The sequence below is a fragment of the Kitasatospora sp. NPDC056076 genome, assembly GCF_042266305.1.
In the GTDB taxonomy this organism is placed as follows: Bacteria; Actinomycetota; Actinomycetes; order Streptomycetales; family Streptomycetaceae; genus Kitasatospora.
In genome coordinates, this window is record NZ_JBHJWG010000025.1 from 34,610 (window position 1) to 60,854 (window position 26,245).

Sequence of the window (26,245 nt, forward strand, 5' to 3'; positions counted from 1 at the left end):
GTTGTGACCATCACCTCGTACAACCCCGCCGACCCGACCGACCTGGTGGTCGCCGTCGAGGCACCCGGCGCCGAGGCCGTGCGGGCCGCCGTCGGGCGGGCCCGGGCGGCCCAGGACGGCTGGCTGGCGGCCGGTGCCGGCGCCCGCTCGGCCGCGCTGGGCCGGATCGCCGAGGCGGTCGAGGCGCACGCCGAGGAACTCGCCGCGCTGATCGTGCGCGAGGTCGGCAAGCCGCTCGCCGAGGCGCGGGGGGAGGTCGCCCGGACGGCGGCGATCTGGCGCTACTACGCCCAGGCGCCGTACGAGCCGTCCGGCGCGGTGCACGAGACCGCCGCCGGGCCGGGCCTGCTGTTCACCCGGCGCCGCCCGCACGGGGTGGCCGGGCTGATCGCGCCGTGGAACTTCCCGCTGGCGATCCCGAGTTGGAAGGCCGCGCCGGCGCTGGCGGTCGGCAACACGGCGGTGCTCAAGCCCGCGCCGGAGGCGACGGCGTGCGCGCTGCGGCTGGCCGAGCTGGCCGCGGCCGTGCTGCCCCCGGACGTGCTCGCGGTGCTGCCCGGCGGCGCGGAGGAGGGGGCGGCGCTGGTCGCGGCGGCGGACGTGGTCTCCTTCACCGGCTCCACCGGCGTCGGCCGGGCCGTGGTCCTGGCCGCCACCGGGCGCGGGGTGCCGGTTCAGGCCGAACTCGGCGGCCTGAACGCGGCGTTGGTGCTGCCGGACGCGGACGTGGAACTGGCCGCCGGGCACATCGCGGCCGCGATCGCCGGGTACGCCGGACAGAAGTGCACGGCGACCAGCCGGGTGATCGCGGTCGGGACGGCGTACGAGCCGCTGCGCGAGGCCCTGGTCAAGGCGCTGGCGGCGGTGGACGACGCGGTCTGCGGGCCGGTGATCGGCGCCGACGCGCGGGAGCGGCTGGTGGCGGCGGTCGAGTCGGCCGTCGCGGACGGGGCGAGCGTGCTGGTCGGCGGGGGCGCGCCCGACCGGGCCGGCTGGTACGTCGAGCCGACCCTGCTCGCCGACGTCCCCCCGCAACACCCGCTGGCGCGCGAGGAGTTCTTCGGACCGGTCGCTGTGCTGCACGCGGCGGCCGACCTGGACGCGGCCGTCGCGCTCGCCAACGACACCCCGCACAGCCTGGCCACCTCGGTGCACACCCGGAGCCTGGACGCGGCGCTGGCCGTCGCCGACCGGCTGGACGCGGGCATGATCCGGGTCAACGCCCCGTCCAGCGGCGTCGACTTCCACCTGCCGTTCGGGGGGACCAAGGGCGCGGCCCACGGGGAGCGCGAACAGGGCCGGGCGGCACTGGAGTTCTACACCGTCGGCCGGACGGTCAGCGTGCTGCCGGGCGGGGGGCTGTGATGCCGGGCAGGGCAGCGGGGACGGGCTCGGGGACGGGGACGGGGGTGGGGACGGCGCCGGGTGCGGGGCCGGGGCCGGTGCTGTGCGTCCGTACGGTCGACTACCACACGGCCGGCGAGCCGTTCCGGATCGTGCTGGACGGCGTGCCCCCGATCCCCGGCGACAGCGTCGCCGAGCGGCGGGCCATCGCGATCGGTGCGGGCGGCAGCGCGACCGCGCCCCGGCCGAGCGCGCTGGAGGAGATCCGGCGGCTGCTGGTGCACGAGCCGCGCGGGCACGCCGGGATGTACGGCGGGTTCCTGGTACCGCCGGACGACGACGAGGCCCACCTGGGCGTGCTGTTCTGGCACAAGGACGGCTACTCGACCGCCTGCGGGCACGGCACCATCGCGCTCGGCGCCTGGGCCGTGGACTCCGGGCTGGTCCCGGCCCCCGCGGACGGCGTGGCCCGGGTGCGGATCGACGTCCCCTCCGGGCGGGTCACCGCCCTGGTGCGGCGCAGCGGCGGGCGCACCACCGGGGTCACCTTCCGCAACGTGCCGAGCCGGGTCAGCGCCTTGAAGCTGCCGGTCGAGACCTCGCGGGGGACGGTCGAGGTCGCGGTGGCGCACTCCGGGGCGTGCTACGCCTCGGTGCCGGCCGCCGCCCTCGGGCTCGCCGTCGAGCCCGGGCTGCTGCCCGAACTCGTCGCCGCGGGGCGGGAGATCAGGGCGCTGCTGGCCGGGTCGGAGGCCGTCGCGCACCCGACCGACCCGCGGCTCTCCGGGGTGTACGGGGTCGTACTGTACGACGAACTTCCTGCGGAGGAGGGGGTGTTGAGCCAGCGCAACGTCGTGGTGTTCGCGGACGGGCAGATCGACCGCTCGCCGTGCGGCTCCGGCACCTCCGCGCGGCTCGCGGTGCTCGCCGCCGAAGGGCGGATCGCGCCGGGCGAGGAGCTGCGGCACGAGTCCGTCATCGGCACCGTGTTCACCGGGCGGGTGGTGGGCGGCGGCGACCCGCTGGGGGAGGGCGTCGTCACCGAGGTCGGCGGGACGGCGTACCGCACCGGGGAGCACCTGTTCGTGCTGGAGCCCGGGGACGCGCCGGGGTTCACGCTGTGACCCCCGATGCTGTGACCCCCGATGCCGTGACCCCTGATGAGCTGCCCGGCGCGGCGGCTGAGCCGCTCCAGTACGCCGTGCCGGGCACCGGCGGGATCGGGCCCGCCGGGGCGGTGCGGGCGATCGAGCGGGTGCTGCTGGACGGGCTCGACCCGGAGGCGGCGCCCGCCCGGTCGGCCGTACCGGTGCCCGCCGGCGAGCTGCTGCTGATGCCCGCCGCCGCCGGGCCGTACGCCGGGGTGAAGATCGCCGGGGTGGCGCCGGCCAACCCCGCGCGCGGACTGCCCCGGATCACCGGCAGCTACCTGCTGCTGGACGGGCCGACGCTCCAGCCGCTGGCGCTGCTGGACGGCGCGGCCCTCACCGCCCTGCGCACGCCCGCCGTGACGGCGGCGGCGCTGGCGCGGCTCGCGGTCCCGGAGGCCGAACACGTGGTGGTGTTCGGCTCCGGGCCGCAGGCCTACGGGCACCTGGACGCGCTGCTCGCCGTGCGGCCGCTGCGGCGGCTCACCGTGGTGGCGCGGCACGCCGGACGGGCGGCCGCGCTGGCCGAGTACGGGCGGGCGCTCGGGCTGACCGCCTCGGTGGGCGGGCCGGAGGCGGTCGGTCGGGCGGACCTGGTGGTCTGCTGCACGACCGCGCGCACCCCGCTGTTCGACGGTGCGCTGGTGCCCGACCACGCGGCCGTCGCGGCGGTCGGCTCGCACGAACCGGACGCCCGGGAGGTGGACGAGGTGCTGGTCGGGCGGGCCGAACTGTACGTGGAGGCGCGGGCCGTCGCGGCCCGGGAGGCCGGGGACCTGCTGCTGGCGGGCGCGCTCGGGCGGCGGCAGGTGTGGAACCTCGCCGAGCTGCTGCGCGGCGACGCGCTGCTGCCGCAGGGGCGGCCGCGGTTCTTCAAGAGCGTCGGGATGGCCTGGGAGGACCTGGCGGTGGCGGCGGAGGTGTACCGGGCCGGGGCGCCGTCGTCGCCTCAGTCCCCGTAGAGGCTCAGCCAACTCCCCGGGATCGCGGCGCAGTTGGCGAGCAGGTTGCGCAGGTCGCGGACGGCCGCCCGCTGCGGTTCGGTGGTGCAGCGGGCGAGCAGGGCGGTGGCCTCCTCGAAGGCGGCGGCCGCGTCCTGCTCGTTGAAGTGGGTGTCGCCGTACGGGTCGATCCGGGCGAGCCGGTGGTCGGCGGGCCGGGTGTGCGCGGCCAGGGCGGCGGCGAGGGCCGGGCCGTGGCCGGTGGACAGGTGCAGCAGGGCGGGGGCGGTACGGCCGGCGCCGGGCCGGCCGTCGTGCAGGGCGATCTCGATGCCCATGTCCCAGTGTGTCCGTTCGTCCGAGGGTGTTCCGGCGGTCGCCGGTGTGGCGTCGACCGTTGTGCCGACCGGTGGTCGCTGCCACCATGAACGTCGGCGGCGGCGACCGTGACAGGCTGTTCGGATTCCCGGCTTGTTGCACGCTCAACGTAACGTGACATTGTACGCTGGTGTTCTGCACCCACCGGAGGAACACCATGGCCGAGCTCAAGTCCCGCACCCTGATCTCCGTGCAGGAGCGGCTCCGCGACCAGGTCGCCCACGCGCTCCGGGCGGCCCTGATCTCCGGCGAACTGCGCCCCGGCGTCGTCTACTCCGCCCCCGCCCTCGCCGCCGACTTCGGCGTCTCCGCGACCCCCGTCCGCGAGGCCATGCTCGACCTCGCCCGGGAGGGCCTGGTCGAGGCCGTCCGCAACAAGGGCTTCCGGGTCACCGAACTGACCGAGCGCGACCTCGACGACTACACCGGCATCCGCGCCCTGATCGAGGTCCCCACCGTCGGCCTGGTCACCCGCACCGCCACCAAGGAGCAGCTGGAGCGGCTGCGCCCCGAGGCCGAGGCGATCGTCGCGGCGGCGCGCAAGCACGACCTGATCGGCTACCTGGAGGCGGACCGGCAGTTCCACCTCGACCTGCTCGGGCTGGCCGGCAACGCCCGGCTGGTGGAGGTCGTCGGCGACCTGCGCAAGCGCTCCCGGCTGTACGGGCTGACCCGGCTGGACGAGCTGGGGCAGCTGGTCTCCTCGGCGGAGGAGCACGTCGAGCTGCTCGACCTGATGCTGAGCGGCGACGCGGAGGCGGCCGAGGCCTGCATGACCCGCCACCTCAGCCACGTCCGCTCGCTCTGGGCGGGCCAGGACGAGGAGGCCGAGGCGGAGCGCCCGGGCCTGCGGCTCCGGGCTCGGTAGGGGGCTAAACCACCCGTTCGGGTGAATGCGGAGGATCGGGCGTCGGAGGGTGCCCGCGCTCTACCATGATGGTCCCGACATCGGCAGCCAGGAGGATTTCCATGTCCGCCGCCGCAGTGGAAGGACCCTTCGAGCAGGTGACGTTGCTCGAAGCCGCAGAGCTGATCTCCGATCGACTCGTGGGGCACCGGGTCGAGGTTCTTGGAGGACAGATCACGGTGACGCCGCCTCCGGACGGGCCGCACAATGACATGCTCACCGACCTGATCATCCCTTTGTCGGCGGCGGGGCTCCATGGTGATGTGTCCCGAGTGGTCCCGGGGATGGGTCTGTGGTTGCCGAGCGGACCGTCCGATTATGCGGTTCCGGATCTGTGTGTCGTCGATGCCGACTACCGAGAACACCTGATCGAGCTCAATTGCTATGACCCGATGGTCTTCCGTCTTGTACTGGAAGTGACATCGTCGAACTTCACGACTGATCTGAAGGTCAAGCCTCTGCTGTACGCCGAGGCAGGGGTGCCCGTCTACGTCATCGTGGACCGGACGAACCAGCGGGTCATGGTGCTCACCGACCCCAAGGACGGCGAGTACCGGGTGCACGCGGTACACCATCCGGGGCAGTCGTTCACTCTGCCCGAGTCGATCGGGGCAACGGTGACGCTCTCGGTGGACGACGTACTCATGACCAAGAAGTAGTCGTCTTCGTGCTCCACTTGGCTGACGCCCTTTTCGAGCGCTTTCCCCGGCGCCGGGTGGAGGTGCTCGGTGGCGAGGTGTCCGTTGAACCGGTGCCGGACATGCGGCATGCCAGGGTTCTGAACCGTGTGCGGAGGGCCTGCTCTGCGGCGGGGTCGGACGATGGAGATACCGAGGTTTTCCAACGGATCGCGATCTGGCTGCCGACCGGGCCCGATGACTTCGCGATGCCGGACCTGTCGATCGTCGATGCGGACAGCGACGATCACATGGTCACGTACAACTGCTACGACCCGAAGATCTTCCGGTTCGTGCTGGAGGTGACCTCGGCCGCATTGTGCAGCGATCTCACCAGGAAGCCCGCCGCCTACGCGCTCGCGGGGGTGCCGGTCTACGTGGTCGTGGACCGGATCGGGCGTCGGGTCCTGGTGATGACGGACCCTGTGGACGGCGTGTACCGGGAGCAGGCCGTCCACGCCTCGGGGGAGTTCACCTTGCCGGAGTCGATCGGCGCGGTGGTGGCCCTGAGCGTGGACGACCTCCTCTTCTAACGGGTCGGAGCGGGGATGGTCACGCGGCCGTCGTGGACCTCGGCGATCTGGTCGACGGCGGTCAGGTGGGTGCGGTCGTGGGTGACCAGGACGGTGGCGGTCGCCCGGCGGTGGGTGAGTTCGGTGATCAACTCCAGGACGGCCGCGCCGCGTTCGTGGTCGAGGGCGCTGGTGGGCTCGTCCACCAGCAGCACCGTGGGGTCGTTCATCAGGGCGCGGGCGATGTTGACCCGCTGGCGCTGTCCGCCGGAGAGCTGGTGCGGGCGGCGGGCGGCCTGGTCGCGCAGGCCGACGGCGTCCAGGAGTTCCAGGGCGCGGGGGAGGGCACTGCGGGGGGAGCGGCCGTCGAGGTGGGCCATCACCTGGAGCTGTTCGGCGGCCGTCAACGAGGGCAGCAGGTTGGGCTGTTGGAAGACGATGCCGATCCGGGTGCGGCGCAGGGCGGTGAGTTCGGCGCGGCCGAGGCCCGCGGTGTCGGTGCCGTCCACGACGACCCGGCCGGTGTCCGGGCCGATCAGGGTGGCGGCGACGGCCAGCAGGCTGGACTTGCCGGAGCCGGACGGGCCGACGACGGCCGTGAGGGTGCCCTTGGGGACGGTCAGTGAGACGTCGTCCAGGGCGGTGAGCCGGCCGTCGCCGTCCGGGTAGGTCAGGGTGATGCGGTCGAGTTCCAAGCTCATGCGCCCGCCTCGCTTCGCTCGGCGGGGGCATTCGCCCACGCGCACCTTTCGATGGTCACTTCGCTTCGCTCGTTCAACGGGCGCTCCCCAGGGCGGTCAGCGGGTCGACGGAGGTGATCCGCCGGATGGACAGGGCCGCGCCGATCGCGCCGAGGGCGATCATGACGACGGCGGGCAGCAGCAGGGTCGGGGCGTCCAGGACGAACGGCACGGCGGAGCCGATCAGCGAGCTGGCGCCGAGGGCGATCGCGGTGCCGACGGCCGTACCGAGCACCAGCAGCAGCACCGCCTGGCCGAGGGCGTCGCGCAGCAGGTAGCGGGTGGAGGCGCCGAGCGCCTTGAGCACGGCGATGTCGCCGCTGCGCTGGATCGTCCAGACGGTGAAGAAGGCGCCGATGACCAGGGCGGAGATGGCGAACAGGAAGCCGCGCATCAGCTGGAGGGAGCCGTTCTCGGAGGTGTACGAGCCGATCGCGGCGAGGGCGTCGTCCCGGGTGCGGGTCACGGTGCCGTGGTGGGCGTCGGCGGCGGTCAGGTCGGCGCCTGCGGCGGTGTGGAGGGCGATGACGGTGGCGTGGCCGGCGCCGCCGGGGGCGAACTGCTGCCAGTCGGCGAGGCTGGTCCAGATCACCGGGGTGTGGCTGTAGGCGGCGTCGCCGTCGACGGCGGCCACCTGCAGCGGGTGCCCGGCGAGGGTGAAGCCGGCGCCGGGGGTGAGGCCGCCCAGCTTCTCGGCGGCGGTCCGGGAGAGCACCGCCCTGCCCGGGGCGATCAGGCCGCCCTGCGGGGCCAGGTCGGAGCCGTCGGGGACGCCGAAGGCGGAGAGCGCGGCGGTGCGCTGTCCGGCGGCGGCCTTGGTGGTGGTGATGCCGAGCGGCTGGGCGGAGGTGACGCCGGGCTCGCGCGCCCAGGCCTGCCACTGGTCGGGGGTGACCTGGGAGTCGGTGAAGTTGAGTTCCTGGCCGTCGGCGGGCTTGCCGAAGACCAGGTGGTCGGCGGGCAGCCCGCTGATCGCGGAGATGTTCTGCCGGCCGAGTCCGGCGGTCAGCCCGGACAGCATGCCGACCAGGACGGTGATCAGCACGATGACGGTTCCCATCAGGGCGAACCGCCCCTTGGCGAACCCCAGATCCCTCCAGGCGACGAACACGGTGGGCCTTTCTGCGGGCGGAGCGGTGGACGGAGTGGCGGATGGCGCGTTGGATCGAAGGGTGGACGGTGCGGTGGACGGAACGAGCGATGCCCCCACGGTCGCCGAGCAGGGGGCCCGCGGGCATCGCGCCGGGGATTGCATCCTGGGCATCAAAGGGCAGAAGCGGAGTTCAACCTTTTGATTGATGCCGGGCGCCCGGCCGGAACTTAGGCTGGAGGGATGGCGACCGAACGATCCAGAACCACTCCCGTCGCCCTCGTCCTCCGGCTCTGCCTGCACCTGCTGGTGGCGGGCCTGCTGGCGATCGCCGTCGCCCGGGCCGCCTTCGCCGCCCGGGGCGGGGACCCGGCCGCCGTGGGCGCCGCGGCCTCCGCGATGGCCGCCGTGTACGCCGTCGGGCCGAGGCTGGCCGCCGTGCACCGGTCCCGTCGGGGCGCGGCGCTCTGGCTGGCCCTGCTCGGCGTCACCTGGGCGGGCGTGCTGGTCGCCACCCAGGACGGGGTGTGGCTGGCGTTCCCGCTGTACTTCCTGGAACTGCACCTGCTCGGCCGGCGCAGCGGGCTGGTCGCGGTCGGCCTGACGGCCGCGGCGGCGATCGCCGGATGGTCCTTCCACCAGCACGCCTTCAACCTGGCCGCCTCCATCGGGCCGCTGCTCGGCGCGGCCGTCGCCACCGCCACCGTGCTCGGCTACCAGGCGCTGTACCGGGAGAGCGAGGAACGCCGCCGGCTGATCGACGAACTGACCGCCGCCCGCGCCGACCTCGCCGCCGCCCACCACGCGGCCGGCGTGCTCGCCGAGCGCGAGCGGCTGGCCCGGGAGATCCACGACACCCTCGCGCAGAGCCTCAGCTCCATCCAGCTGCTGCTGCGGGCGGCCCAGCGGGCGCTGCCCGAGCGCACCGAGGCCGCCGCCGGGTACGTCGAGCAGGCGCGGCAGGCCGCCCAGGACAACCTGGACGAGGCCCGGCGCTTCGTCCGCGCGCTCACCCCGCCCGCGCTGGACGGCGATCCGCTGTCCGTCGCGCTGGAGCGGCTGTGCGCGACCACCACGGCGCACAGCGGTCTGCCCGTCCACCTGCACGTCTCCGGGGAGCAGGTGCGGCTGCCCGCCGCGCAGGAGGTGGCGCTGCTGCGGATCGCGCAGTCGGCGCTCGGCAACACCGTGCGGCACGCGAAGGCCTCGCGGGCCGAGGTGACACTCAGCTACATGGAGGGCGAGGTGGCGTTGGACGTGTTCGACGACGGGGCCGGGTTCGACCCGGCGGCGGTGGCCGGCCGCACCGACGGGGAAGGCGGCTTCGGCCTGCCCTCCATGCGGGCCCGGGCCCGGGCGCTCGGCGGCAGCTTCACCGTGGAGTCGGCGCCCGGGGAGGGGACGGCGCTGGCCGTGCAACTGCCCGTCGCCCCGGCACCGGAGGCCGGCCCGTGATCCGGCTGCTGATCGCCGACGACCACCCGGTGGTGCGGGCCGGGCTGCGGGCGGTGCTGGAGAGCGAACCGGACTTCGCCATCGTCGCCGAGGCCGCCACCGCCGAGCGGGCCGTCGAGCTGGCGGCCGGACCGGGCGTGGACGTGGTGCTGATGGACCTCCAGTTCGGGCCCGGCTCGGCGATGAACGGGGCCCAGGCCACCGCCGCGATCACCGCCCGGGCGGGCGCGCCGAAGGTCCTGGTGGTCACCACCTACGACAGCGACGCCGACACCCTGCCGGCCCTGGAGGCCGGCGCCACCGGCTACCTGTTGAAGGACGCGCCGCCGGAGGAACTCGCCCAGGCGGTCCGGGCCGCGGCGGCGGGCCGCAGCGCGCTGGCGCCCAGCGTGGCGGACCGGCTGCTGGAACGGATGCGGACGCCGGCCGCGGCGCTCAGCGCGCGGGAGACCGAGGTGCTCGGGCTGGTCGCGGACGGGCTGACGAACCAGCAGGTCAGCCAGCGGCTGCACCTGAGCCAGGCCACCGTGAAGTCCCATCTGGTGCACATCTACACGAAGTTGGGCGTGGACTCGCGCACCGCGGCGGTGCGGGAGGCGCGCGGGCGGGGGCTGATCCGCTGAGCCGGCCGGGCGTAGGGTGGGGGGCGATCCGTGCCCGCAGCCGCGTGAGGAGCCGCTCCGATGACCGTCCGTCTCGATGACCTCGCCGTGCCGGTGATCGGCGCCCCGATGGCGGGCGGGACCTCCACCCCCGAGCTGGTGGCCGCGGTGAACCGGGCCGGCGGGCTGGGGTTCCTCGCCGCGGGCTACAAGTCGGCCGCCGCGATGGCCGAGCAGATCGCCGAGGTGCGGAAGGCGAGCGACCGGCCGTACGGGGTGAACCTGTTCGTGCCGGCCCCGCCCGGGGACGCGGCGGCCGTCGCCGCCTACCGGGAGCGGCTGCGGCCCGAGGCCGAGCACTGGGGCGTCGCGCTGCCGGAGGAGATCGGGCCGGACCGGGACGACTGGGAGGCCAAGCTGGCCGCGCTGGTGGCCGACCCGGTACCGGTCGTCTCGTACACCTTCGGGCTGCCCACGGCCGAGGAGGCGGCGGCGCTGCGCGCGGCGGGCACGCTGCAGGTCGGCACCGTCACCGGCCCGGAGGAGGCGCGGGCCGCGCAGGCGGTCGGCATGGACGCCCTGTGCGTCCAGGGCCCGGAGGCCGGCGGACACCGCGCCACCCACCGGGTGACGGACCGGCCCGGGGAACTGCCGCTGCTGGAACTGCTGCCCGCCGTACGGGCGGTGACGCCGCTGCCGCTGATCGCCGCGGGCGGGCTGGGCGACGGCCCGGCGGTCGCGGCGGCGCTGCGGGCCGGTGCGGCGGCGGTGCAGCTGGGGACGGCGCTGCTGCGCTCCGACGAGTCCGGCGCCTCGGCGGCCCACCGGGCCGCGCTCACCGAGCTCCCGGAGACCGTGGTCACCCGCGCCTTCACCGGCCGCCCCGCCCGCGGCCTGCGCAACGCCTTCATCGACCGCCACGGCCCGTACGCCCCGCCCGCCTACCCCGAGGTGCACCACCTCACCGCCCCCCTGCGCACCGCCGCCACCCGCCGCGCCGACACCGCCGCCATGCACCTCTGGGCCGGTACCGCCCACCGCCTGGCCGCCACCGGCCCGGCGGAGCAGCTCGTGGCGGACCTCTGGCGGAGCGCGCGGGGGGCCCGGCTCAGCTGAGCAGGGTGGACATCCAGGATTCGATGGCCGGGACGGTCCTGGGGAGGGCGCTGGACATCAGGTGGGCGCCGTCCTCGGTGATGACGAGGTCGTCCTCGATGCGGATGCCGAGGCCGCGGAGTTCGAGGGGGAGGGTCTCGTCGTCGGGCTGGAGGTAGAGGCCGGGTTCGACGGTGAGGACCATGCCGGCTTCCAGGGTGCCGTCGACGTAGTGGTCGGCGCGGGCCTTGGCGCAGTCGTGGTAGTCGAGGCCGAGCATGTGGCCGCTGCCGCAGAGGGTGTAGCGGCGGTACAGGCCGTTGTCGTCGGCGAGGGCCTGCTCGGCGGGGACGCGCAGGACGCCCCAGTCGGCGAGGCCTTCGGCGATGACCCGCATGGCGGCGCGGTGGAAGTCGCGGAAGCGGGCGCCCGGGCGCAGGGCGGCGATGCCGGCGCTCTGGGCGGCGAGGACGAGTTCGTAGGCCTGGCGCTGGACCGGGGTGAAGGTGCCGCTGAGCGGGAGGGTGCGGGTGATGTCGGCGGCGTAGAGGGTGTCGGTCTCGACGCCGGCGTCGAGCAGCAGCAGGGCGTCCGGGTCGAGGGCGCCGTCGTTGCGGATCCAGTGCAGGACGCAGGCGTGGGCGCCGGAGGCGGCGATGGTGGTGTAGCTGGGGCCGTTGCCCTCGGCACGGGCGCGCAGGTCGAAGACGCCCTCGATCCAGCGTTCGCCGCGGTGGTGGCGCAGCGCGGCGGGGAGGGCGCGGACGACGTCCTCGAAGCCGCTGACGGTGTGGTCGACGGCGAGTTGCAGCTGCTGGACCTCCCAGGTGTCCTTGACCAGGCGCAACTCGGAGAGCACGGCGGCGAGTTCGTCGTCCTGGGGGAGGGAGCCGCGCCCGGTGGCCCGGTCGACGAGGGCGTCGGTGCCGGCCAGCACCCGGGTGGGGGGCTGCGGTCCGGCGAGCAACTTACCGAGGTCGTCGAGGTGTTCGGTGCGCAGTCCGGTGAGCCGGGCGGTCTCGCCGAGGTCGGGGCGGCGGCCGACCCAGAACTCGCCGTAGCGCCGGTCGCGGTAGAACTCGCCGCCGCTGCGCGGGGATCGGGGCCGTACGTGGAGGACGGGTTCGTGGCCCTCGGGGCCGGCCGGTTCGAGGACGAGGACGTGGTCGGCCTGGTCCTCGCCGGTGAGGCCGGTGAGCCAGGCGTAGGCGCTGTGCGGGCGGAAGCGGTGGTCGAGGTCGTTGCAGCGGACCTTGAGGCGTCCGGCGGGGACGATCAGCCGTTCGCCGGGGAAGGCGGCGGAGAGCCGGGCCCGGCGGCGGGCGAACTCGGGGTAGCCGGGGACGCGTTGGTCGGCGGGGAGCGGGGTGGCGGCCCAGGCGGTGCCCATGAAGGCGTCGAGGGCGGGGGAGACCGGGAGGTCGTGGCTGCCGGTGGCGAGCCGGGGCTGGGGTTGAGTCACCGGTGAACTCCTAGGCGGGGGTGGGGAGCTGGGGCTGGTGGGACACAGCTGGGTAACGGCGGGCGCCACCTCTTGTGCAGTGCAATTTCACATTACTATGTTACGGGTCACACAGCGGCGCGGCCAGAGCCGGCCCCGCTGACCGATGCAGGCCCCCCACAGCGGAGTTGCCACATGACCAGGCGCAGCCATGCCCTCCTCGCCGCCGCCCTCGCGGCGACCCTCACCCTCGGCCTCGGGGCCTGCAAGAACGACAAGAGCGACACCGGCGACGACGCGGCCCCCAGCAGCACCAAGGGCCCGGGCGCGGAGAGCGGTTCGGTCATCGGCGGCACCCCGGCCAAGGGCGGCACCCTCACCGTCCTGACCAACCAGGACTTCGCCCACCTCGACCCGGCCCGCAACTGGACCGTCCCGCACATGGACTTCGGCACCCGGCTGCTCTACCGCACCCTGACCACCTTCAAGGCCGAGCCGGGGGCCGCCGGCAGCGAGATCGTCCCGGACCTCGCCACCGACCTGGGCAGGTCCGCGGACGGCGGCAAGACCTGGACCTTCACCCTCAAGGAAGGCCTCACGTACGAGGACGGCAGCCCGATCAGGTCCGCCGACATCAAGTACAACGTCGAGCGCTCCTTCTCCCCGGACCTCACCGGCGGACCGGACTACGCGATCCAGTACCTGGCCGGCGGCGAGAACTACAAGGGCCCGCTCACCGGCGAGCACCTGGCGAGCATCGAGACCCCGGACGAGCGGACGATCGTCTTCCACCTCAAGCGCCCGGTCGCCGAGTTCTCGGACACCGTCACCCTGCCGACCTTCGCCCCGGTGCCGCAGTCCCAGGAGAAGGGCACCCAGTACGACTCCCGGCCGTTCTCCTCCGGCCCGTACAAGATCGAGACCTACGACCGGGGCAAGCAGCTGGTGCTGGTCCGCAACACCCACTGGGACCAGGCCACCGACACCGTCCGCAAGGCCTACCCGGACCGGATCGTGGTCACCGAGGGCATCAAGGGCGGCCAGGCGGACGACCGGATCATCGCCAGCGAGGGTGCCGACGCCAACGCCCTCAACATGCCCTGGATGCAGCACGAGTCGGTCGCCAAGGTGCTGCCCAAGGCGGACGTCAAGTCCCGGATGGCGGCCGAGCGGACCGGCTGCACGGACATGCTGTACCTGAACACCGCGAAGGCGCCCTTCGACGACCCGAAGGTGCGCGAGGCGATGATGTGGGCCGTCGACCGGGAGGCCCAGGTGACCGCGTTCGGCGGCCCGGCGATGGCCGACGTGGCGACCTCCTTCCTGCCGCCCTCGCTCACCGGCGGGGCCACGGCCGACCCGTTGAAGATCCCGGCGGCCGGTGACCCGGAGAAGGCCAAGGCCCTGCTCAAGGCGGCCGGGAAGAGCGACCTCAAGGTCGGGCTGACCGTCTCGCAGAACGACAAGACCCGGGCCGAGGCGATCCAGCAGTCGCTGGCCAGGGCCGGCGTCCAGGTCACCGTCAACACCGTGGACCCGTCCGCCTTCACCGACACCCTCGGCGACACGAAGAACGCTCCCGAGCTGACCATCAACGGCTGGTGCCCGGACTACCCCTCCGCCGCGACCTTCCTGCCGTTCCTGTTCGACGGACGCACCATCAAGGAGAAGGGCAACCAGGGCAACTACAGCCAGTTCCGGGACCAGGCCACGATGGACCGGATGGACGCGATCGCGGCCATGCCGGACGTCAACGAGGCCAACAAGGCCTGGCAGCAGCTGGACGAGGACCTGCTGCGCAAGGCCCCGGCCGTCCCGCTGATGTGGCAGCGCCGCCCGCTCATGGTCGGCACCAACGTGGCCGGGGCGTTCGGCAGTTCGGGCTACGCCGGGATGATCGACCTGGCCGTGGTCGGTCTCAAGGACCCGGCCAAGGGCAAGTGAGCGGCCCGATGAGCACCACCACCGAAGCCCCCTCGGCGCCGGCGGGCGCGCCGGCGGGCCCCGCCGTGGCGGCCGGGCGCGGGCCGTGGCGGCTGGTCCTGGACCAGCTGTGGGCCCGCGGTTCGGCCCGGTTCGGCCTGGTCACGGTCGGCGTGCTGGTCCTGGCGGCCGCCCTGGCCGGCCCGCTGAGCGCGCTCGGCGGCTGGTCCCCCGAGGAGTTCGACAAGCGTGCCGTGGACGCCTACCTGGGCGGCATGCCCAGGGGTGACTTCGGCGGCATCAGCACCCGGCACTGGCTGGGCGTGGAGCCGATCACCGGGCGCGACCTGTTCGCCCGGGTGCTGCACGGCGGCCAGGTGTCGCTGCTGATCGCGTTCACCGCGACCGCGGTGGTCGTGGTCACCGGCACCCTGGCCGGCGTCTCGGCGGGCTACTTCGGCGGCCGGACCGACGCCGTGCTGTCCCGGCTGATGGACCTCACGATGTCCTTCCCCTCGCTGATCTTCATGATCGCGATGATGTCGGTGGCCAAGGACGTCAACCGGATCCTGCTGATCACCCTGGTGATCGGCCTGTTCACCTGGCCCGGCATCGCCCGGGTGGTGCGCGGCCAGACCCTCTCGCTCAAGCACCGCGAGTACGTCGAGGCGGCCCGGGTCGGCGGCGCCCGCTCCTGGCGGATCCTCACCCGGGAGATCCTGCCGAACGTCTCCGGCCCGGTCATCGCGTACACCACGCTGCTGATCCCCGGCATGATCGCCACCGAGGCCGCGCTCAGCTACCTCGGCGTGGGCGTCCGCCCGCCCACCCCCTCCTGGGGGCAGATGATCGCCGAGAGCATCGCCCACTACGAGACCGACCCCACCTACTTCCTCATCCCGACCGCCTTCCTGTTCCTCGCCGTGCTCGCCTTCACCCTGCTCGGGGACGCGCTGCGCGACATCCTCGACCCCCGGGGAGCCCGCTCGTGAACCGCCGCCCCGACCCCCGCGGAGGCCGGTCGTGATCCTCTACCTCGGCCGCCGCCTGCTCGGCGTGGCCGGCATCCTGCTCGCCATCTGCGCCATCACCTTCACCATCTTCTACCTGCTGCCCAACGACCCGGCCGCGGCCGCCTGCGGCAAGACCTGCAGCCCCGAACGGCTCGCCGACGTCAAGGCGGCGATGGGCCTGGACAAGCCGGTCTGGGAGCAGTTCGCCACCTACCTGACCGGCATCTTCGCCGGCCGCGACTACGGCGCCGGCCCGAGCGCCGTGCACTGCGGCTTCCCCTGCCTCGGCTACTCCTACGAGTACGGGCTGCCGGTCCGGGACCTGCTCGCCGACCGCCTGCCGGTCTCCGTCTCGCTCGCCCTCGGCGCGGCCGTGCTCTGGCTGTTGCTCGGCCTCGGCGCGGGCGTCACCTCGGCGCTGCGCAAGGGCGGCTTCACCGACCGGGCCCTGATGGTGCTCTCGGTCGGGGCGGCCTCGCTGCCGGTCTACTTCACCTCGATCATGCTGATCTGGGGCGTGGTCCGCACGGCCGGGCTGCTGCCCTACCCCTCGTACCACGCGTTCACCGACGGCCCGCTCGACTGGGCCACCAACCTGCTGCTGCCCTGGACCGCCCTGGCCCTGCTGTACGCGGCCATGTACGCCCGGCAGAGCCGCACCTCGATGATCGAGGCGATGGCCGAGCCGTACATCCGCACCGCCCGGGCGAAGGGGCTGCCGCCGCGCACGGTGACCGTCAAGCACGGGCTGCGCTCCGCGACGACACCGATCCTGACCATCTTCGGGATGGACCTCGGCGGGCTGCTGGCCGGGGCCGTCATCACCGAGTCGATCTTCGGTCTGCCCGGCGTCGGCCGGCTGTTCTACGACGGCCTGGCCCGCTCCGACCAGCCCGTGATCCTCGGCGTCACCCTGCTCGCGGCCTTCTTCATCGTCGTCGCGAACCTGCTGGTCGACCTGCTCTACGCGTACGTCGACCCGAGAGTGAGGTACTGATGGCCAGCCTGTTGGAGGTCGAGGACCTCAAGGTCGCCTTCGACACCCCGCGCGGCACCGTCCGGGCCGTGGACGGCATCTCCTTCACCGTCGAGGCCGGGCGCACCCTCGGCCTGGTCGGCGAGTCCGGCAGCGGCAAGTCCGTCACCTCGCTGGCCCTGATGGGCCTGCACCGCGGCGCCGCCGTCTCCGGCTCGATCCGGCTCGACGGACGGGAGTTGACCGGTCTGGGGGAGCGGGAGCTGGGCACCGTCCGGGGCCGGCGGATCGCCATGGTCTTCCAGGACCCGCTGTCCAGCCTGCACCCCTTCTACACCGTCGGCGAACAGATCGCCGAGCACTACCGGGTGCACTTCCGGGCGGGCCGCAAGGCCGGCCGGGCCCGGGCCGTCGAGATGCTCGCCGAGGTCGGCATCCCGGAACCGGCCCGCCGGGTCGACGAGTACCCGCACCAGTTCTCCGGCGGCATGCGCCAGCGCGTCATGATCGCCATGGCGCTCGCCTGCGAACCGGACCTGCTGATCGCCGACGAGCCCACCACCGCGCTGGACGTCACCGTCCAGGCGCAGATCCTCGACCTGATCGCCCGGATCCAGCAGGACCGCGGGCTCGGCGTCGTGATGATCACCCACGACCTGGGCGTGGTCGCCCGGGTCGCCCACGAAGTGCTGGTCATGTACGGCGGGCGAGCGGCCGAACAGGCCCCGGCGGAACGGCTGTTCGCCGCACCCGCGCACCCGTACACCCGCGGGCTGCTGGACTCGCTGCCGCGCCTGGACGACTCCGACGACGCCCCGCTGCGGGCCATCCCCGGCAGCCCGCCCTCGCTGCTCACCCCCGCCCCCGGCTGCTCCTTCGCCCCGCGCTGCGCCCGCACCACCGCGGCGACCGCGGAGGAGCACGCCCGCTGCCTGGCCGAGCGCCCGCCGCTCGACCCGTCCGGCCCGCCCGGGGCCGGCCACCGGGCCGCCTGCCATCTGCCACTGGTGCCGGAAGGGGCCCTCTGATGGCCGAACCGCTGTTGTCCGTACGGGACTTGGTGAAGACCTTCGCCGGACGGCGCAGCCGCACCGGCCGGGCCGGTGCGCCGGTCCGGGCCGTGGACGGGGTGAGCTTCGACCTCGCCGCGGGCGAGACCCTGGGCCTGGTCGGCGAGTCCGGCTGCGGCAAGTCCACCACCGGCCGGATGATCGTCCGGCTGCTCGACCCCACCTCGGGCACCGTCACCTTCGACGGCACCGAGATCGGCGGGCTGTCCCAGGCCCGGCTGCGGCCGCACCGGCGGCACCTGCAGATGGTCTTCCAGGACCCGTACTCCTCGCTCAACCCCCGGCAGACGGTGGCCCGGATCATCTCCGAGCCGCTGCTGGTCCAGGGTGCGGGTGCCGCGGCGGCGCGCGGCCGGGCGGCCGAGCTGATGGAGCTGGTCGGGCTGATCCCCGAGCACCTCGACCGCTACCCGCACGAGTTCTCCGGCGGCCAGGCGCAGCGGATCGGCATCGCCCGCTCGCTGGCCACCTCGCCGAAGCTGGTGGTCGCGGACGAGCCGGTCTCCGCGCTGGACGTCTCCGTCCAGGCCCAAGTGGTCAACCTGATGGAGCAGTTGCAGCGGGAGCTGGGCCTGGCGTACGTGTTCATCGCGCACGACCTCTCGGTGGTCAAGCGGGTCTGCGACCGGGTCGCGGTGATGTACCTGGGCCGGATCGTGGAGATCGGCGACAAGGCCGAGGTGTACGGCCGTCCGGCGCACCCGTACACCCGGGCGCTGCTGTCCGCCGTCCCGCTGCCGGACCCGGCGGCGGAGCGGGCCCGGGAACGGATCGTGCTGCTCGGCGACCCGCCGAGCCCGGCCGACCCGCCCACCGGGTGCGGCTTCCACCCGCGCTGCCCCAAGGCGCAGGCGCGCTGCCGGACGGAACGGCCGCTGCTGGAGGTGGTCGGCGCCGGCGGGCGCCAGGCGGCCTGCCACTTCCCGGAGCAGCCGTAACCGGAAAAGCCCCCGGTCGGGCGTGGCGGGGAACCTCACGAGGGCCGCGTCCGACCGGGTACCAACCCGCCGCTGCTCCCCCTGCTGGTCCCCCTACTGTTCCCCCTGCTGCTCCTCGGAGGGCAGCAGCAGCCGGGGTCCGGGCCCCTCGGTGGCGAGCTCGTCGCCGGGGTTGAGCACCCGGCAGCGGCGCAGCGACACGCAGCCGCAGCCGATGCAGCCGGTCAGTTCGTCCTCCAGCCGCTCCAACTCGGTGCGGCGGGCGCGCAGTTGCTCGGCCCAGCGGAGGGAGATCCGCTCCCAGTCGTGCTTGCCCGGCATCCGGTCCTCGGGCAGCCCGGTGAACACCTCGGCGACCTCGGCGAGCGGGATGCCGAGCCGCTTGGCGACCAGGATCAGCGAGATCCGGCGCAGGACGTGCCGCCGGTAGCGGCGCTGGTTGCCGGCCGAGCGCTCGGAGGAAATCAGCCCCTGCTCCTCGTAGAAGCGCACGGCGGAGGTGGCGATCCCGGCCCGGCGGGCCACCTCGCCCACGCTGAGCAGGTCGACGGGTGCCGTCCCGGTCATGGTCACCGCTCCTTGACTCGTCGCTGCCGCTCGACTTCAAGCTCTCTTGAAGTCCCAGCTTATCGGACGTGACCGAACACTCCGTTCCCGGGACCGCCACGATCGTTGCCGGACAGCGGAGTTACCCTGCGCAGTCGCCGTCGGCCGGTGCCTTCGGAGGACGGCGCGAACCCTTCTGCGGGGTCAGCGCACGGTGTACTCCACGGTCACGCTGACGACCACCAGTACCGCGTAGACCACCGCCAGGGTGGTCCGCCCGCCGGCGTGCAGCGCGAGCGCCCCGGTGAGCAGGGCCAGCAGCTTGAGCACGATCTCCACGCCGAGCGGCTGGCGGAACCTCGGCCCGCCCGCGGCCAGGAACAGCCCCCAGAACGCGGCCGCCAGGGCCGGTGCGCCGAGGCCCAGCAGCAGCCGGGTGCCCAGGCCGGAGCCGGTCCTGAACCCCCAGTAGCAGAGCGAGGCCAGCAGGGCGAGCTCCAGCCCGAAGGCGAGCCCCGCGTTGGCCATGGTCAGCGGGGTCCACTGCCGCTGCCCGACCGGTCCCGGTCTTTCGATCCTCATCCTGTGCTCTCCCCGTTCCGTCGCGGTCTCCGCGGTCAGGCGGAGTTTCCCAGTCGGTCCGGCGGGAACTCAATGGATCGCCCCGAAGACGTGTACGGAACAGGGGCCGGGCCGTAGCCTGACGCATGCAATGTCACACATCACCAGAGGGAGTACCGCCGTGGTCGACGACCTGAGCACCGCCGAGCCTCCGGTCCCGCTGCCCGCCGCCGAGGGCCTGTTCAGCGTCTCGCCGCAGGCCGCGCACCTCAACCACGGCTCCTTCGGGGCCGTGCCGGTCCCGGTGCAGCGGGTGCAGCAGGAGCTGCGGGCCGAGCACGAGCTGGACCCGGACGGCTTCTTCGCCGACCTGCCGGCCCGGATCGCCGGTGCCCGGGCGCGGATCGCCGCCGACCTGGCCACCGACCCGGAGCGGCTGGCCCTGGTCGCCAACGTCACCGAGGCGGCCGCGATCGCCCTGGACAGCATCCCGTTCGCCCCCGGTGACCGGATCCTGGTCACCGACCACGGCTACGGCGCCGTCACCCAGGCCGTCGCCCGCAGGGCCGCCGAGACCGGGGCCGAGCTGGTGGTCGCCGAGGTGCCGCTGGACGCCCCGGACGAGGCCGCCGTCCGGGCCGCGGTGCTCGCCGCCGTGGACGACCGCACCACCGTCGCTGTCCTGGACCGGATCACCTCGCTGACCGCCCGCGCGGTGGCCTCCCCGGCCCTGGTCGCCGAACTGCGCGGACGCGGGGTGACCACCGTGGTGGACGGCGCCCACGCCCCCGGGATGCTGCCCGGGCCGGTCGACCCGAACGCCGACTTCTGGTTCGGCAACCTGCACAAGTGGGCCTTCGCCCCGCGCGCCACCGGGGTGCTGTCCGTCCGCCCCGAGTGGACCGCCCGGGTGCGCCCGCTCGCGCTGTCCTGGGAGCACCACCGGGGCTTCCCGGCCAACGTCGAGTGGCGCGGCACCTGCGACTACACCCCGTGGCTGGCCGCTCCGGCCGGCTTCGAGCTGCTGCGCGAACTGGGCGTCGGGGCGGTCGCCGCCCACAACGCCGCGCTCGCCGCGTACGGCCAGCGGGTGCTGGTCGAGCGGGCGGGCCTGCGGGCGCTGCCCGCGACGCCCGGGGTGTGGATGCGCGCCGTACGGCTGCCGGCGGGGTACGGCGACACCGAGGCGCAGTACCAGGCGCTGCTGGGCGAGCTGTGGCGGCGGCACCGGATCCGGGTCGCCGTCCGGCCCGGGCCCGACGGCGCGGTGCTGCGGGTCAGCGCCCAGCTGTACAACCGGGCGGCGGACTACGAGCGGCTCGCGGACGCGCTGGTGGAACTGTTCAAGGAGTAGGCACGCGGCCGACCGGCCCCTGTTCAAGGAGTGGGCGCGGGGCCGGCCGGGCCCTGGTCGCCCGCCGCCCGCAGCTCCGCGAGCAGCAGGTCGCGGTCGGCGAGCAGCCCGGTGAGGATCCGCCGGGCTGCTCGCAGCAGGTCGGCGACGTCGCCGCCGGCCAGCGCGTAGACCACGGTGCTGCCGTCCCGGGTGGCGGTGACGATGCCGGACCGGCGCAGCACCGCGAGCTGCTGGGACAGGCTGGAGGGCTCCACCTCCAGTTCGGCGAGCAGTCCGCGGACGGGTGTCGGTCCGGCCTGCAGCAGCTCCAGCACCCGGATCCGGACGGGATGGCCGAGCATCCGGAAGAACTCGGCCTTGGCCTGGTACAGCTCCCCCGGCCGTCGGCCGGGAGGTACTCCGATCGTCACGAGGCCCCCCTTCCCTGGTGTCGGCGGGCTCAGATCTCCAGCGAGAGCTCGATCTGCTTGAGCCGGTGGCGGGCCATCGCCAGGTTGGAACGGTTGCGGTGGAGCACCAGGAAGAGGAACAGCCCGCGCCCGCTGGGCGTCGTGATCGGCCGGACCATGTGGTACTGGTGCGTCAGCGTGATCAGGATGTCCTCGATCTCGTTGTCGAGCAGGTTGAGCGCCTCCATCGCCCGCATCTTGGCGCGGACCACGTCGGTGTTGCCGGCCGCGGCGACGTTGAGGTCCAGTTCGCCGCCGTCCCCGAGGGTGCCGAGGGCCATGCCGCTGCCGTAGTCGACCAGGGCGACGCCGATCGCGCCGTCGATCGACATGGAGTCCTTGAGGGACGTCTCCAGGTTCGCCATCGTGGCGGTCCTCCCGTGAGTCGGTGGCCGGGGACGACGCGGTGATCGCGTCGCTCGCGGCCCTGGCTCACGAAGGTAGGGAGCGAATCCCGGACTCCACCGCGAATGACCGGAGTCGCTCGGATCTTGCCGGACTCTGATCACTTGAAGACATTTGCAACTATGGATCTGAGAGAGGAGTGATCTCCCGGCTCTGAAAACGGTGCCTCGGAAAACGGTGCTATCGATGTCACTCCTCCCGGGTAACCTCTCGCTGAGATGCGAGATCACACCAACCACACCCGGACGGCGATGAACACCCCCGATCCAGAGCCCCAGGAAGACCAGGAGCTCAGCCCCGCCGAGGCGTACGCGGCCAGCCGTCGCCGGGCGAAGGAGCAGGCCACCGCCCTGTACGGCTTCCAGCAGCTGTACGACTTCCCGCTGGACGACTTCCAGCTGGAGGCCTGCGAGACGCTGGAGGCCGGCTCCGGCGTCCTGGTCGCCGCCCCCACCGGCTCCGGGAAGACCATCGTCGGCGAGTTCGCCGTGCACCTGGCCCTCCAGGGCGGCCGCAAGTGCTTCTACACCACGCCGATCAAGGCGCTCTCCAACCAGAAGTACGGGGACCTGGTCAAGCGCTACGGCGCCGCCAAGGTCGGCCTGCTCACCGGTGACAACTCCGTCAACGGCGACGCCCCCGTGGTGGTCATGACCACCGAGGTGCTCCGCAACATGCTCTACGCGGGCTCCAGCACCCTCGACGGCCTCGGCTACGTCGTGATGGACGAGGTGCACTACCTCGCCGACCGCCTCCGCGGCGCCGTCTGGGAGGAGGTCATCATCCACCTCCCCGAGTCGGTCACCCTCGTCTCGCTCTCCGCGACCGTCTCCAACGCCGAGGAGTTCGGCGACTGGCTGGACACCGTCCGCGGCGGCACCAAGGTGATCGTCTCCGAGACCCGCCCCGTCCCGCTGTGGCAGCACGTGATGGCCGGCAACCGGATGTACGACCTGTTCGCCGACCCCGACCGGGACGGCCGCCCCAAGCACAGCCTCAAGAACCCCGGCAAGGCCGTCAACCCCGAGCTGGTCCGGCTCGCCCGCTCCGAGCTCGACCGCAACCCGCGCGACCGGTTCGGCCGCGGCCGGGGCCGCTCCATGCCCAACGGCCGCCCCGGCAAGGTCTGGACGCCGGGCCGGGTCGACGTCATCGACCGGCTCGACGCCGAGGGCCTGCTGCCCGCGATCACCTTCATCTTCAGCCGGGCCGGCTGCGAGGCCGCCGTCCAGCAGTGCCTCAGCTCCGGCCTGCGGCTCAACAAGGAATCCGACCGCGCCGTGGTCCGGGCCATCGTCGAGGAGCGCTGCGCCGACATCCCCGACGAGGACCTGCACGTCCTCGGCTACTTCGAGTGGCTGGACGGACTGGAGCGCGGCATCGCCGCCCACCACGCCGGGATGCTGCCCCGGTTCAAGGAAGTGGTCGAGGAGCTCTTCGTGAAGGGCCTGGTCAAGGCCGTCTTCGCGACCGAGACCCTGGCGCTCGGCATCAACATGCCCGCCCGCTCGGTGGTCATGGAGAAGCTGGTCAAGTGGAACGGCGAGACCCACGCCGACATCACCCCCGGCGAGTACACCCAGCTCACCGGCCGGGCCGGGCGGCGCGGCATCGACGTCGAGGGCCACGCCGTGGTGCTCTGGCAGCGCGGCCTCGACCCGGAGGCGCTGGCCGGCCTGGCCGGCACCCGCACCTACCCGCTCAAGTCCTCGTTCCGGCCCTCCTACAACATGGCCGTCAACCTGGTCTCCCAGTTCGGCCGGCACCGCTCCCGCGAACTGCTGGAGACCTCCTTCGCCCAGTTCCAGGCGGACCGCTCGGTCGTCGGCATCGCCCGCCAGGTGCAGCGCAACGAGGAGGGGCTGGACGGCTACCGCGAGTCGATGACCTGCCACCTCGGCGACTTCGACGCGTACATGGAGCTGCGCCGCCGGCTCAAGGACCGCGAGAACGAGCTGGCCCGCGAGGGCAGCAGCCAGCGCCGCGCCGCCGCCGTCGAGTCCATCGAGCAGCTCAAGCCGGGCGACGTCATCCACGTCCCCACCGGCAAGTTCGCCGGCCTCGCCCTGGTCCTCGACCCGGGCCTGCCGCCGGTCAGCCGCTCCGGCCGGGGCGGCCCGCGCCACCCCGACTTCCAGGACGGCCCGCGCCCGGTGGTGCTCACCGCGGAGCGGCAGGTCAAGCGGCTCGCGATGATCGACTTCCCGCACCCGGTGGTCGCCGTCGAACGCGTCCGCATCCCCAAGTCCTTCAACCCGCGCAGCCCGCAGTCCCGGCGCGACCTCGCCTCGGCGCTGCGCACCAAGGCCGGCCACCTGGAGCCCGAGCGGTTCCGGCGCGGCCGCGCGGCCGCCGCCGACGACCCGGAGATCACCCGGCTGCGCACCGAGCTGCGCCAGCACCCCTGCCACGGCTGCTCCGACCGCGAGGACCACGCCCGCTGGGCCGAGCGCTACCACCGGCTGCACCGCGACACCGAACTGCTGGAACGCCGGATGCGCTCCCGCACCCACACCATCGCCCGCACCTTCGACCGGGTCTGCGGCCTGCTCACCGACCTCGGCTACCTGAGCGGTGACACCGTCACCGACGACGGCAAGCGGCTCGGCCGGCTCTACGGCGAGCTCGACCTGCTGGCCTCCGAGTGCATCCGCGAGGGCGTCTGGAGCGGCCTCGCCGCCGCCGAACTCGCCGCCTGCGCCTCGGCGCTGGTCTTCGAGTCGCGGCAGGCCGACGACGCCGGCGCCCCCCGGGTGCCGGAGGGCGCGGCCAAGGAGGCGCTCGGCCAGATGGTCCGGATCTGGGGCCACCTGGACGCCCTGGAGGAGCAGCACCGGATCAACACCGCCGAAGGCGTCGGCCAGCGCGAACCCGACCTCGGCTTCGCCTGGGCCGCCTACCGCTGGGCGCTCGGCCACAGCCTGGACCAGGTCCTGCGCGACGCCGACATGCCGGCCGGCGACTTCGTCCGCTGGACGAAGCAGCTGATCGACGTCCTCGGCCAGATCCAGGACGCGGCCGGCGAGGACGCCGAACTCCGCAGGACCGCCCGCAAGGCCGTCGACGGCCTGCGCCGCGGCATCATCGCCTACTCCTCGGTGGGCTAGGGGCTAGGCCCTGTCCGGCCGGACGGGGCCCGGCCGCCGGCAACGCGCAGGGGCCCGCACGTTCGAGGGAACGTGCGGGCCCCTGCGGTGCTGGGTGCCGGTGCCTACTTGAGGGTGGGCAGCGAGGAGTAGCAGTGGTAGCTGTCCTTGGTCGCCTCGATCATGACGTCGCCGGTCCGCGGGCCGACGACGCCGTCCGGGTCCAGGCTGGCCCACTTCTGGAGCGCGACGATCGCGCCGTAGGTCTCCGGGCCGAAGGAGCCGTCCACGTCGACCGTGTGGTAACCGGTCTGGTAGTGCAGGCTGTTGGAGATGAGCTGGACGCACTTGACGCTGGCGTAGGTGTTGCTCTTGCCGTAGCCGACCCACAGCGAGCCGGAGTTGGGCACGGCCTGGGCGGTGCCGGCGACGCCGACGGTGGCCAGGGCGGCGGCCGCGAGCAGGAACGCGCCGCGGCGCTTGACGGAGACGGTGTTCAAGGGACCCCCCGAGTTCGGAAACATACAACTGATCATCAGTTTCCCCGAACCCTACCGTTGCCCGCCGACAGGTCGCTGGCTGGCTGCCGACAGGTCGCCGGCGGGGAGCGGGCTCAGCGGGTGGCCAGGGCCTCCAGGACGCGTTCCAGGGAGGTGCCGAGACCCCAGCGGGCGGAGAGGTGCTCCAGCGTCATCGGGTCGGCGGGCTCGCGGGGGAGGACCGGGTCGAAGTCCGGGAGCGGGGCGTCCTGGGCGACCCGGACGACGGTGGGGGCGACGTCCAGGTAGGCGGCGCCCTCGACGATGTTGCGGCGGCGGGCCGGGGTGAGCCGGGAGCCGATGTCCAGGGCGGCGGCGCGGATCGCGGCCAGGTCGCCGTACTCGTTGATCAGCTGGGCGGCGGTCTTCTCGCCGATGCCCTTGACGCCGGGCAGGCCGTCGGACGGGTCGCCGCGCAGGGCGGCCATGTCGGCGTACCGGTCGCCGCGCACGCCGTACTTCTCCAGCAGCACCGCGTCGTCGGTGACCTGGAGGTTGCCCATCCCCTTGACCGGGTACAGCACGGTGATCAGCCGCTCGTCGTCGACCAGTTGGAACAGGTCGCGGTCGCCGGTGACGATCTGCACCGGGCCCGTGGCGCGGGCGGTGAGGGTGCCGATCACGTCGTCCGCCTCGTAGCCGGGGCAGCCGACCCGGGCGATGCCGAGGGAGTCCAGCACCTGCTCGATCACCGGCACCTGCGGGGCGAGGGTGTCCGGGACCTCCTCCTCGCCGTCCACGGCGGCCTCGGCGACCCGGTGGGTCTTGTACGAGGGGACGAGGTCCACCCGCCACTGGGGGCGCCAGTCGGCGTCCATGCAGGCGACGAGTTCCTCGGGCCGGTGGTCGTGCACCAGCCGGGCGATGAAGTCCAGCAGGCCGCGGACGGCGTTGACCGGTTCCCCCTGCGGCGAGCGCAGGGAGTCCGGTACGCCGTAGTAGGCCCGGAAGTACAGGCTGGCGGAGTCGAGCAGCATCAGTCGCGGTGCGGTCACGAGTCAGATCATGCCGCACCGCGACGACGAACGGCGGTCTCGGCGTTCGTGCTCGGC

26 protein-coding genes are annotated in these 26,245 nt (G+C 73.5%); 16 read left to right on the forward strand and 10 right to left on the reverse strand.

Annotated elements, in window-relative coordinates; translation table 11 throughout:
* Positions 1-3 precede the first annotated feature (3 nt).
* The 3 genes from ACFC1T_RS21360 (at position 4) to ACFC1T_RS21370 (ending at position 3,454) form a co-directional block, all read left to right on the forward strand.
* Entirely contained in the window at positions 4-1,365 is a 1,362-nt protein-coding gene (locus ACFC1T_RS21360; protein ID WP_375890817.1) for an aldehyde dehydrogenase family protein, read from the forward strand.
* Positions 1,366-1,442: 77 nt separating this feature from the next.
* Positions 1,443-2,468, forward strand: coding sequence for a proline racemase family protein (locus ACFC1T_RS21365; protein WP_375890819.1), 1,026 nt, complete (start codon positions 1,443-1,445; stop codon positions 2,466-2,468).
* Between the two features lie 26 nt (positions 2,469-2,494).
* Positions 2,495-3,454, forward strand: coding sequence for an ornithine cyclodeaminase family protein (locus ACFC1T_RS21370; RefSeq protein WP_375890820.1), 960 nt, complete (start codon positions 2,495-2,497; stop codon positions 3,452-3,454).
* On the opposite strand, the gene ACFC1T_RS21375 is transcribed toward ACFC1T_RS21370, so the two are convergent.
* A complete protein-coding gene (locus ACFC1T_RS21375; protein ID WP_375890822.1) occupies positions 3,442-3,771 on the reverse strand; it encodes a hypothetical protein in 330 nt (109 codons plus the stop codon). The two genes, ACFC1T_RS21370 and ACFC1T_RS21375, sit on opposite strands and share 13 nt — an antisense overlap.
* 197 nt (positions 3,772-3,968) lie before the next feature.
* Here ACFC1T_RS21375 and ACFC1T_RS21380 point away from each other — a divergent pair, with 197 nt between their 5' ends.
* The 3 genes from ACFC1T_RS21380 to ACFC1T_RS21390 all read left to right on the forward strand — a co-directional run bounded on the left by ACFC1T_RS21380 (position 3,969) and on the right by ACFC1T_RS21390 (position 5,928).
* Positions 3,969-4,679 (forward strand): GntR family transcriptional regulator, encoded by a 711-nt coding sequence (locus ACFC1T_RS21380; protein ID WP_375890824.1) that lies wholly within the window; start codon positions 3,969-3,971, stop codon positions 4,677-4,679.
* A 101-nt stretch (positions 4,680-4,780) separates the two neighbouring features.
* Positions 4,781-5,377, forward strand: a complete 597-nt coding sequence (locus ACFC1T_RS21385; protein ID WP_375890825.1) for a Uma2 family endonuclease — start codon at positions 4,781-4,783, stop codon at positions 5,375-5,377.
* A gap of 8 nt (positions 5,378-5,385) precedes the next feature.
* Positions 5,386-5,928 (forward strand): Uma2 family endonuclease, encoded by a 543-nt coding sequence (locus tag ACFC1T_RS21390; RefSeq protein WP_375890827.1) that lies wholly within the window; start codon positions 5,386-5,388, stop codon positions 5,926-5,928.
* On the opposite strand, the gene ACFC1T_RS21395 is transcribed toward ACFC1T_RS21390, so the two are convergent.
* Positions 5,925-6,608: an ABC transporter ATP-binding protein gene (locus tag ACFC1T_RS21395; protein WP_375890829.1), complete on the reverse strand. Its 684-nt coding sequence runs from the start codon at positions 6,606-6,608 to the stop codon at positions 5,925-5,927. The genes ACFC1T_RS21390 and ACFC1T_RS21395 overlap by 4 nt on opposite strands.
* Before the next feature lie 73 nt (positions 6,609-6,681).
* On the reverse strand, positions 6,682-7,758 hold the full coding sequence (locus ACFC1T_RS21400) for an ABC transporter permease (RefSeq protein WP_375890831.1): 1,077 nt from the start codon (positions 7,756-7,758) through the stop codon (positions 6,682-6,684).
* Between the two features lie 222 nt (positions 7,759-7,980).
* Between ACFC1T_RS21400 and ACFC1T_RS21405 the strand changes: the two genes are divergently transcribed.
* Genes ACFC1T_RS21405 through ACFC1T_RS21415 form a run of 3 tightly spaced genes read left to right on the forward strand, consistent with a single transcriptional unit; the run spans position 7,981 to position 10,910 of the window.
* A complete protein-coding gene (locus ACFC1T_RS21405) occupies positions 7,981-9,192 on the forward strand; it encodes a sensor histidine kinase (protein WP_375890833.1) in 1,212 nt (403 codons plus the stop codon).
* Positions 9,189-9,815, forward strand: a complete 627-nt coding sequence (locus ACFC1T_RS21410; protein ID WP_375890835.1) for a response regulator — start codon at positions 9,189-9,191, stop codon at positions 9,813-9,815. Before ACFC1T_RS21405 ends, ACFC1T_RS21410 begins: the two co-directional genes overlap by 4 nt.
* Positions 9,816-9,875: 60 nt before the next feature.
* Positions 9,876-10,910: a nitronate monooxygenase gene (locus tag ACFC1T_RS21415; RefSeq protein ID WP_375890837.1), complete on the forward strand. Its 1,035-nt coding sequence runs from the start codon at positions 9,876-9,878 to the stop codon at positions 10,908-10,910.
* On the opposite strand, the gene ACFC1T_RS21420 is transcribed toward ACFC1T_RS21415, so the two are convergent.
* On the reverse strand, positions 10,903-12,351 hold the full coding sequence (locus tag ACFC1T_RS21420) for an aminopeptidase P family protein (RefSeq protein WP_375890839.1): 1,449 nt from the start codon (positions 12,349-12,351) through the stop codon (positions 10,903-10,905). The genes ACFC1T_RS21415 and ACFC1T_RS21420 overlap by 8 nt on opposite strands.
* Positions 12,352-12,525: 174 nt before the next feature.
* Here ACFC1T_RS21420 and ACFC1T_RS21425 point away from each other — a divergent pair, with 174 nt between their 5' ends.
* The 5 genes from ACFC1T_RS21425 to ACFC1T_RS21445 are packed head-to-tail and all read left to right on the forward strand — an operon-like array spanning position 12,526 to position 18,250.
* Complete coding sequence (locus ACFC1T_RS21425; protein WP_375890840.1) at positions 12,526-14,274, forward strand: ABC transporter substrate-binding protein; 1,749 nt, start codon at positions 12,526-12,528, stop codon at positions 14,272-14,274.
* Between the two features lie 8 nt (positions 14,275-14,282).
* Positions 14,283-15,245, forward strand: coding sequence for an ABC transporter permease (locus tag ACFC1T_RS21430; RefSeq protein ID WP_375890842.1), 963 nt, complete (start codon positions 14,283-14,285; stop codon positions 15,243-15,245).
* Between the two features lie 31 nt (positions 15,246-15,276).
* On the forward strand, positions 15,277-16,263 hold the full coding sequence (locus ACFC1T_RS21435) for an ABC transporter permease (RefSeq protein ID WP_375890844.1): 987 nt from the start codon (positions 15,277-15,279) through the stop codon (positions 16,261-16,263).
* On the forward strand, positions 16,263-17,270 hold the full coding sequence (locus ACFC1T_RS21440) for an ABC transporter ATP-binding protein (RefSeq protein ID WP_375890846.1): 1,008 nt from the start codon (positions 16,263-16,265) through the stop codon (positions 17,268-17,270). Before ACFC1T_RS21435 ends, ACFC1T_RS21440 begins: the two co-directional genes overlap by 1 nt.
* Positions 17,270-18,250 carry an ABC transporter ATP-binding protein gene (locus ACFC1T_RS21445; protein WP_375890848.1) on the forward strand — a complete coding sequence of 327 codons (981 nt, stop codon included), beginning with the start codon at positions 17,270-17,272 and terminating at the stop codon, positions 18,248-18,250. The genes ACFC1T_RS21440 and ACFC1T_RS21445 overlap by 1 nt, the downstream gene beginning before the upstream one ends.
* 93 nt (positions 18,251-18,343) lie before the next feature.
* Here ACFC1T_RS21445 and soxR read toward each other — a convergent pair whose 3' ends face one another.
* A complete protein-coding gene (gene soxR, locus ACFC1T_RS21450; RefSeq protein WP_375890850.1) occupies positions 18,344-18,817 on the reverse strand; it encodes a redox-sensitive transcriptional activator SoxR in 474 nt (157 codons plus the stop codon).
* A gap of 183 nt (positions 18,818-19,000) precedes the next feature.
* Positions 19,001-19,378, reverse strand: coding sequence for a DUF2568 domain-containing protein (locus tag ACFC1T_RS21455; RefSeq protein WP_375890851.1), 378 nt, complete (start codon positions 19,376-19,378; stop codon positions 19,001-19,003).
* 130 nt (positions 19,379-19,508) lie between these two features.
* On the opposite strand from ACFC1T_RS21455, the gene ACFC1T_RS21460 reads away from it, so the two are divergent.
* Positions 19,509-20,711, forward strand: coding sequence for an aminotransferase class V-fold PLP-dependent enzyme (locus ACFC1T_RS21460; RefSeq protein ID WP_375890853.1), 1,203 nt, complete (start codon positions 19,509-19,511; stop codon positions 20,709-20,711).
* A 23-nt stretch (positions 20,712-20,734) separates the two neighbouring features.
* On the opposite strand, the gene ACFC1T_RS21465 is transcribed toward ACFC1T_RS21460, so the two are convergent.
* Complete coding sequence (locus tag ACFC1T_RS21465) at positions 20,735-21,124, reverse strand: ArsR/SmtB family transcription factor (RefSeq protein WP_375890855.1); 390 nt, start codon at positions 21,122-21,124, stop codon at positions 20,735-20,737.
* Between the two features lie 29 nt (positions 21,125-21,153).
* On the reverse strand, positions 21,154-21,528 hold the full coding sequence (locus ACFC1T_RS21470) for a hypothetical protein (protein WP_375890856.1): 375 nt from the start codon (positions 21,526-21,528) through the stop codon (positions 21,154-21,156).
* A gap of 291 nt (positions 21,529-21,819) precedes the next feature.
* Here ACFC1T_RS21470 and ACFC1T_RS21475 point away from each other — a divergent pair, with 291 nt between their 5' ends.
* Positions 21,820-24,675 carry a DEAD/DEAH box helicase gene (locus tag ACFC1T_RS21475; RefSeq protein ID WP_375890944.1) on the forward strand — a complete coding sequence of 952 codons (2,856 nt, stop codon included), beginning with the start codon at positions 21,820-21,822 and terminating at the stop codon, positions 24,673-24,675.
* 104 nt (positions 24,676-24,779) lie between these two features.
* On the opposite strand, the gene ACFC1T_RS21480 is transcribed toward ACFC1T_RS21475, so the two are convergent.
* Positions 24,780-25,154 carry a peptidoglycan-binding protein gene (locus ACFC1T_RS21480; protein WP_375890857.1) on the reverse strand — a complete coding sequence of 125 codons (375 nt, stop codon included), beginning with the start codon at positions 25,152-25,154 and terminating at the stop codon, positions 24,780-24,782.
* A 113-nt stretch (positions 25,155-25,267) separates the two neighbouring features.
* The gene (locus tag ACFC1T_RS21485) at positions 25,268-26,170 is read right to left on the reverse strand and encodes a 5'-3' exonuclease H3TH domain-containing protein (RefSeq protein ID WP_375890946.1); all 903 of its coding nucleotides are present in this window, start codon (positions 26,168-26,170) and stop codon (positions 25,268-25,270) included.
* Positions 26,171-26,245 lie beyond the last annotated feature (75 nt).

Bases quoted from the DNA above. Each gene is read 5' to 3' on its own strand.
- ACFC1T_RS21440 (WP_375890846.1), top strand. From the start codon at position 16,263: ATGGCCAGCCTGTTGGAGGTCGAGGACCTCAAGGTCGCCTTCGACACC.
- ACFC1T_RS21385 (WP_375890825.1), top strand. From the start codon at position 4,781: ATGTCCGCCGCCGCAGTGGAAGGACCCTTCGAGCAGGTGACGTTGCTC.
- ACFC1T_RS21455 (WP_375890851.1), bottom strand. From the start codon at position 19,378: ATGAGGATCGAAAGACCGGGACCGGTCGGGCAGCGGCAGTGGACCCCG.
- ACFC1T_RS21475 (WP_375890944.1), top strand. From the start codon at position 21,820: ATGAACACCCCCGATCCAGAGCCCCAGGAAGACCAGGAGCTCAGCCCC.
- ACFC1T_RS21425 (WP_375890840.1), top strand. From the start codon at position 12,526: ATGACCAGGCGCAGCCATGCCCTCCTCGCCGCCGCCCTCGCGGCGACC.
- ACFC1T_RS21485 (WP_375890946.1), bottom strand. From the start codon at position 26,170: ATGCTGCTCGACTCCGCCAGCCTGTACTTCCGGGCCTACTACGGCGTA.
- ACFC1T_RS21375 (WP_375890822.1), bottom strand. From the start codon at position 3,771: ATGGGCATCGAGATCGCCCTGCACGACGGCCGGCCCGGCGCCGGCCGT.
- ACFC1T_RS21395 (WP_375890829.1), bottom strand. From the start codon at position 6,608: ATGAGCTTGGAACTCGACCGCATCACCCTGACCTACCCGGACGGCGAC.
- ACFC1T_RS21415 (WP_375890837.1), top strand. From the start codon at position 9,876: ATGACCGTCCGTCTCGATGACCTCGCCGTGCCGGTGATCGGCGCCCCG.
- ACFC1T_RS21445 (WP_375890848.1), top strand. From the start codon at position 17,270: ATGGCCGAACCGCTGTTGTCCGTACGGGACTTGGTGAAGACCTTCGCC.
- ACFC1T_RS21470 (WP_375890856.1), bottom strand. From the start codon at position 21,528: ATGGCGAACCTGGAGACGTCCCTCAAGGACTCCATGTCGATCGACGGC.
- ACFC1T_RS21405 (WP_375890833.1), top strand. From the start codon at position 7,981: ATGGCGACCGAACGATCCAGAACCACTCCCGTCGCCCTCGTCCTCCGG.
- ACFC1T_RS21380 (WP_375890824.1), top strand. From the start codon at position 3,969: ATGGCCGAGCTCAAGTCCCGCACCCTGATCTCCGTGCAGGAGCGGCTC.
- ACFC1T_RS21430 (WP_375890842.1), top strand. From the start codon at position 14,283: ATGAGCACCACCACCGAAGCCCCCTCGGCGCCGGCGGGCGCGCCGGCG.
- soxR (WP_375890850.1), bottom strand. From the start codon at position 18,817: ATGACCGGGACGGCACCCGTCGACCTGCTCAGCGTGGGCGAGGTGGCC.
- ACFC1T_RS21460 (WP_375890853.1), top strand. From the start codon at position 19,509: ATGTCACACATCACCAGAGGGAGTACCGCCGTGGTCGACGACCTGAGC.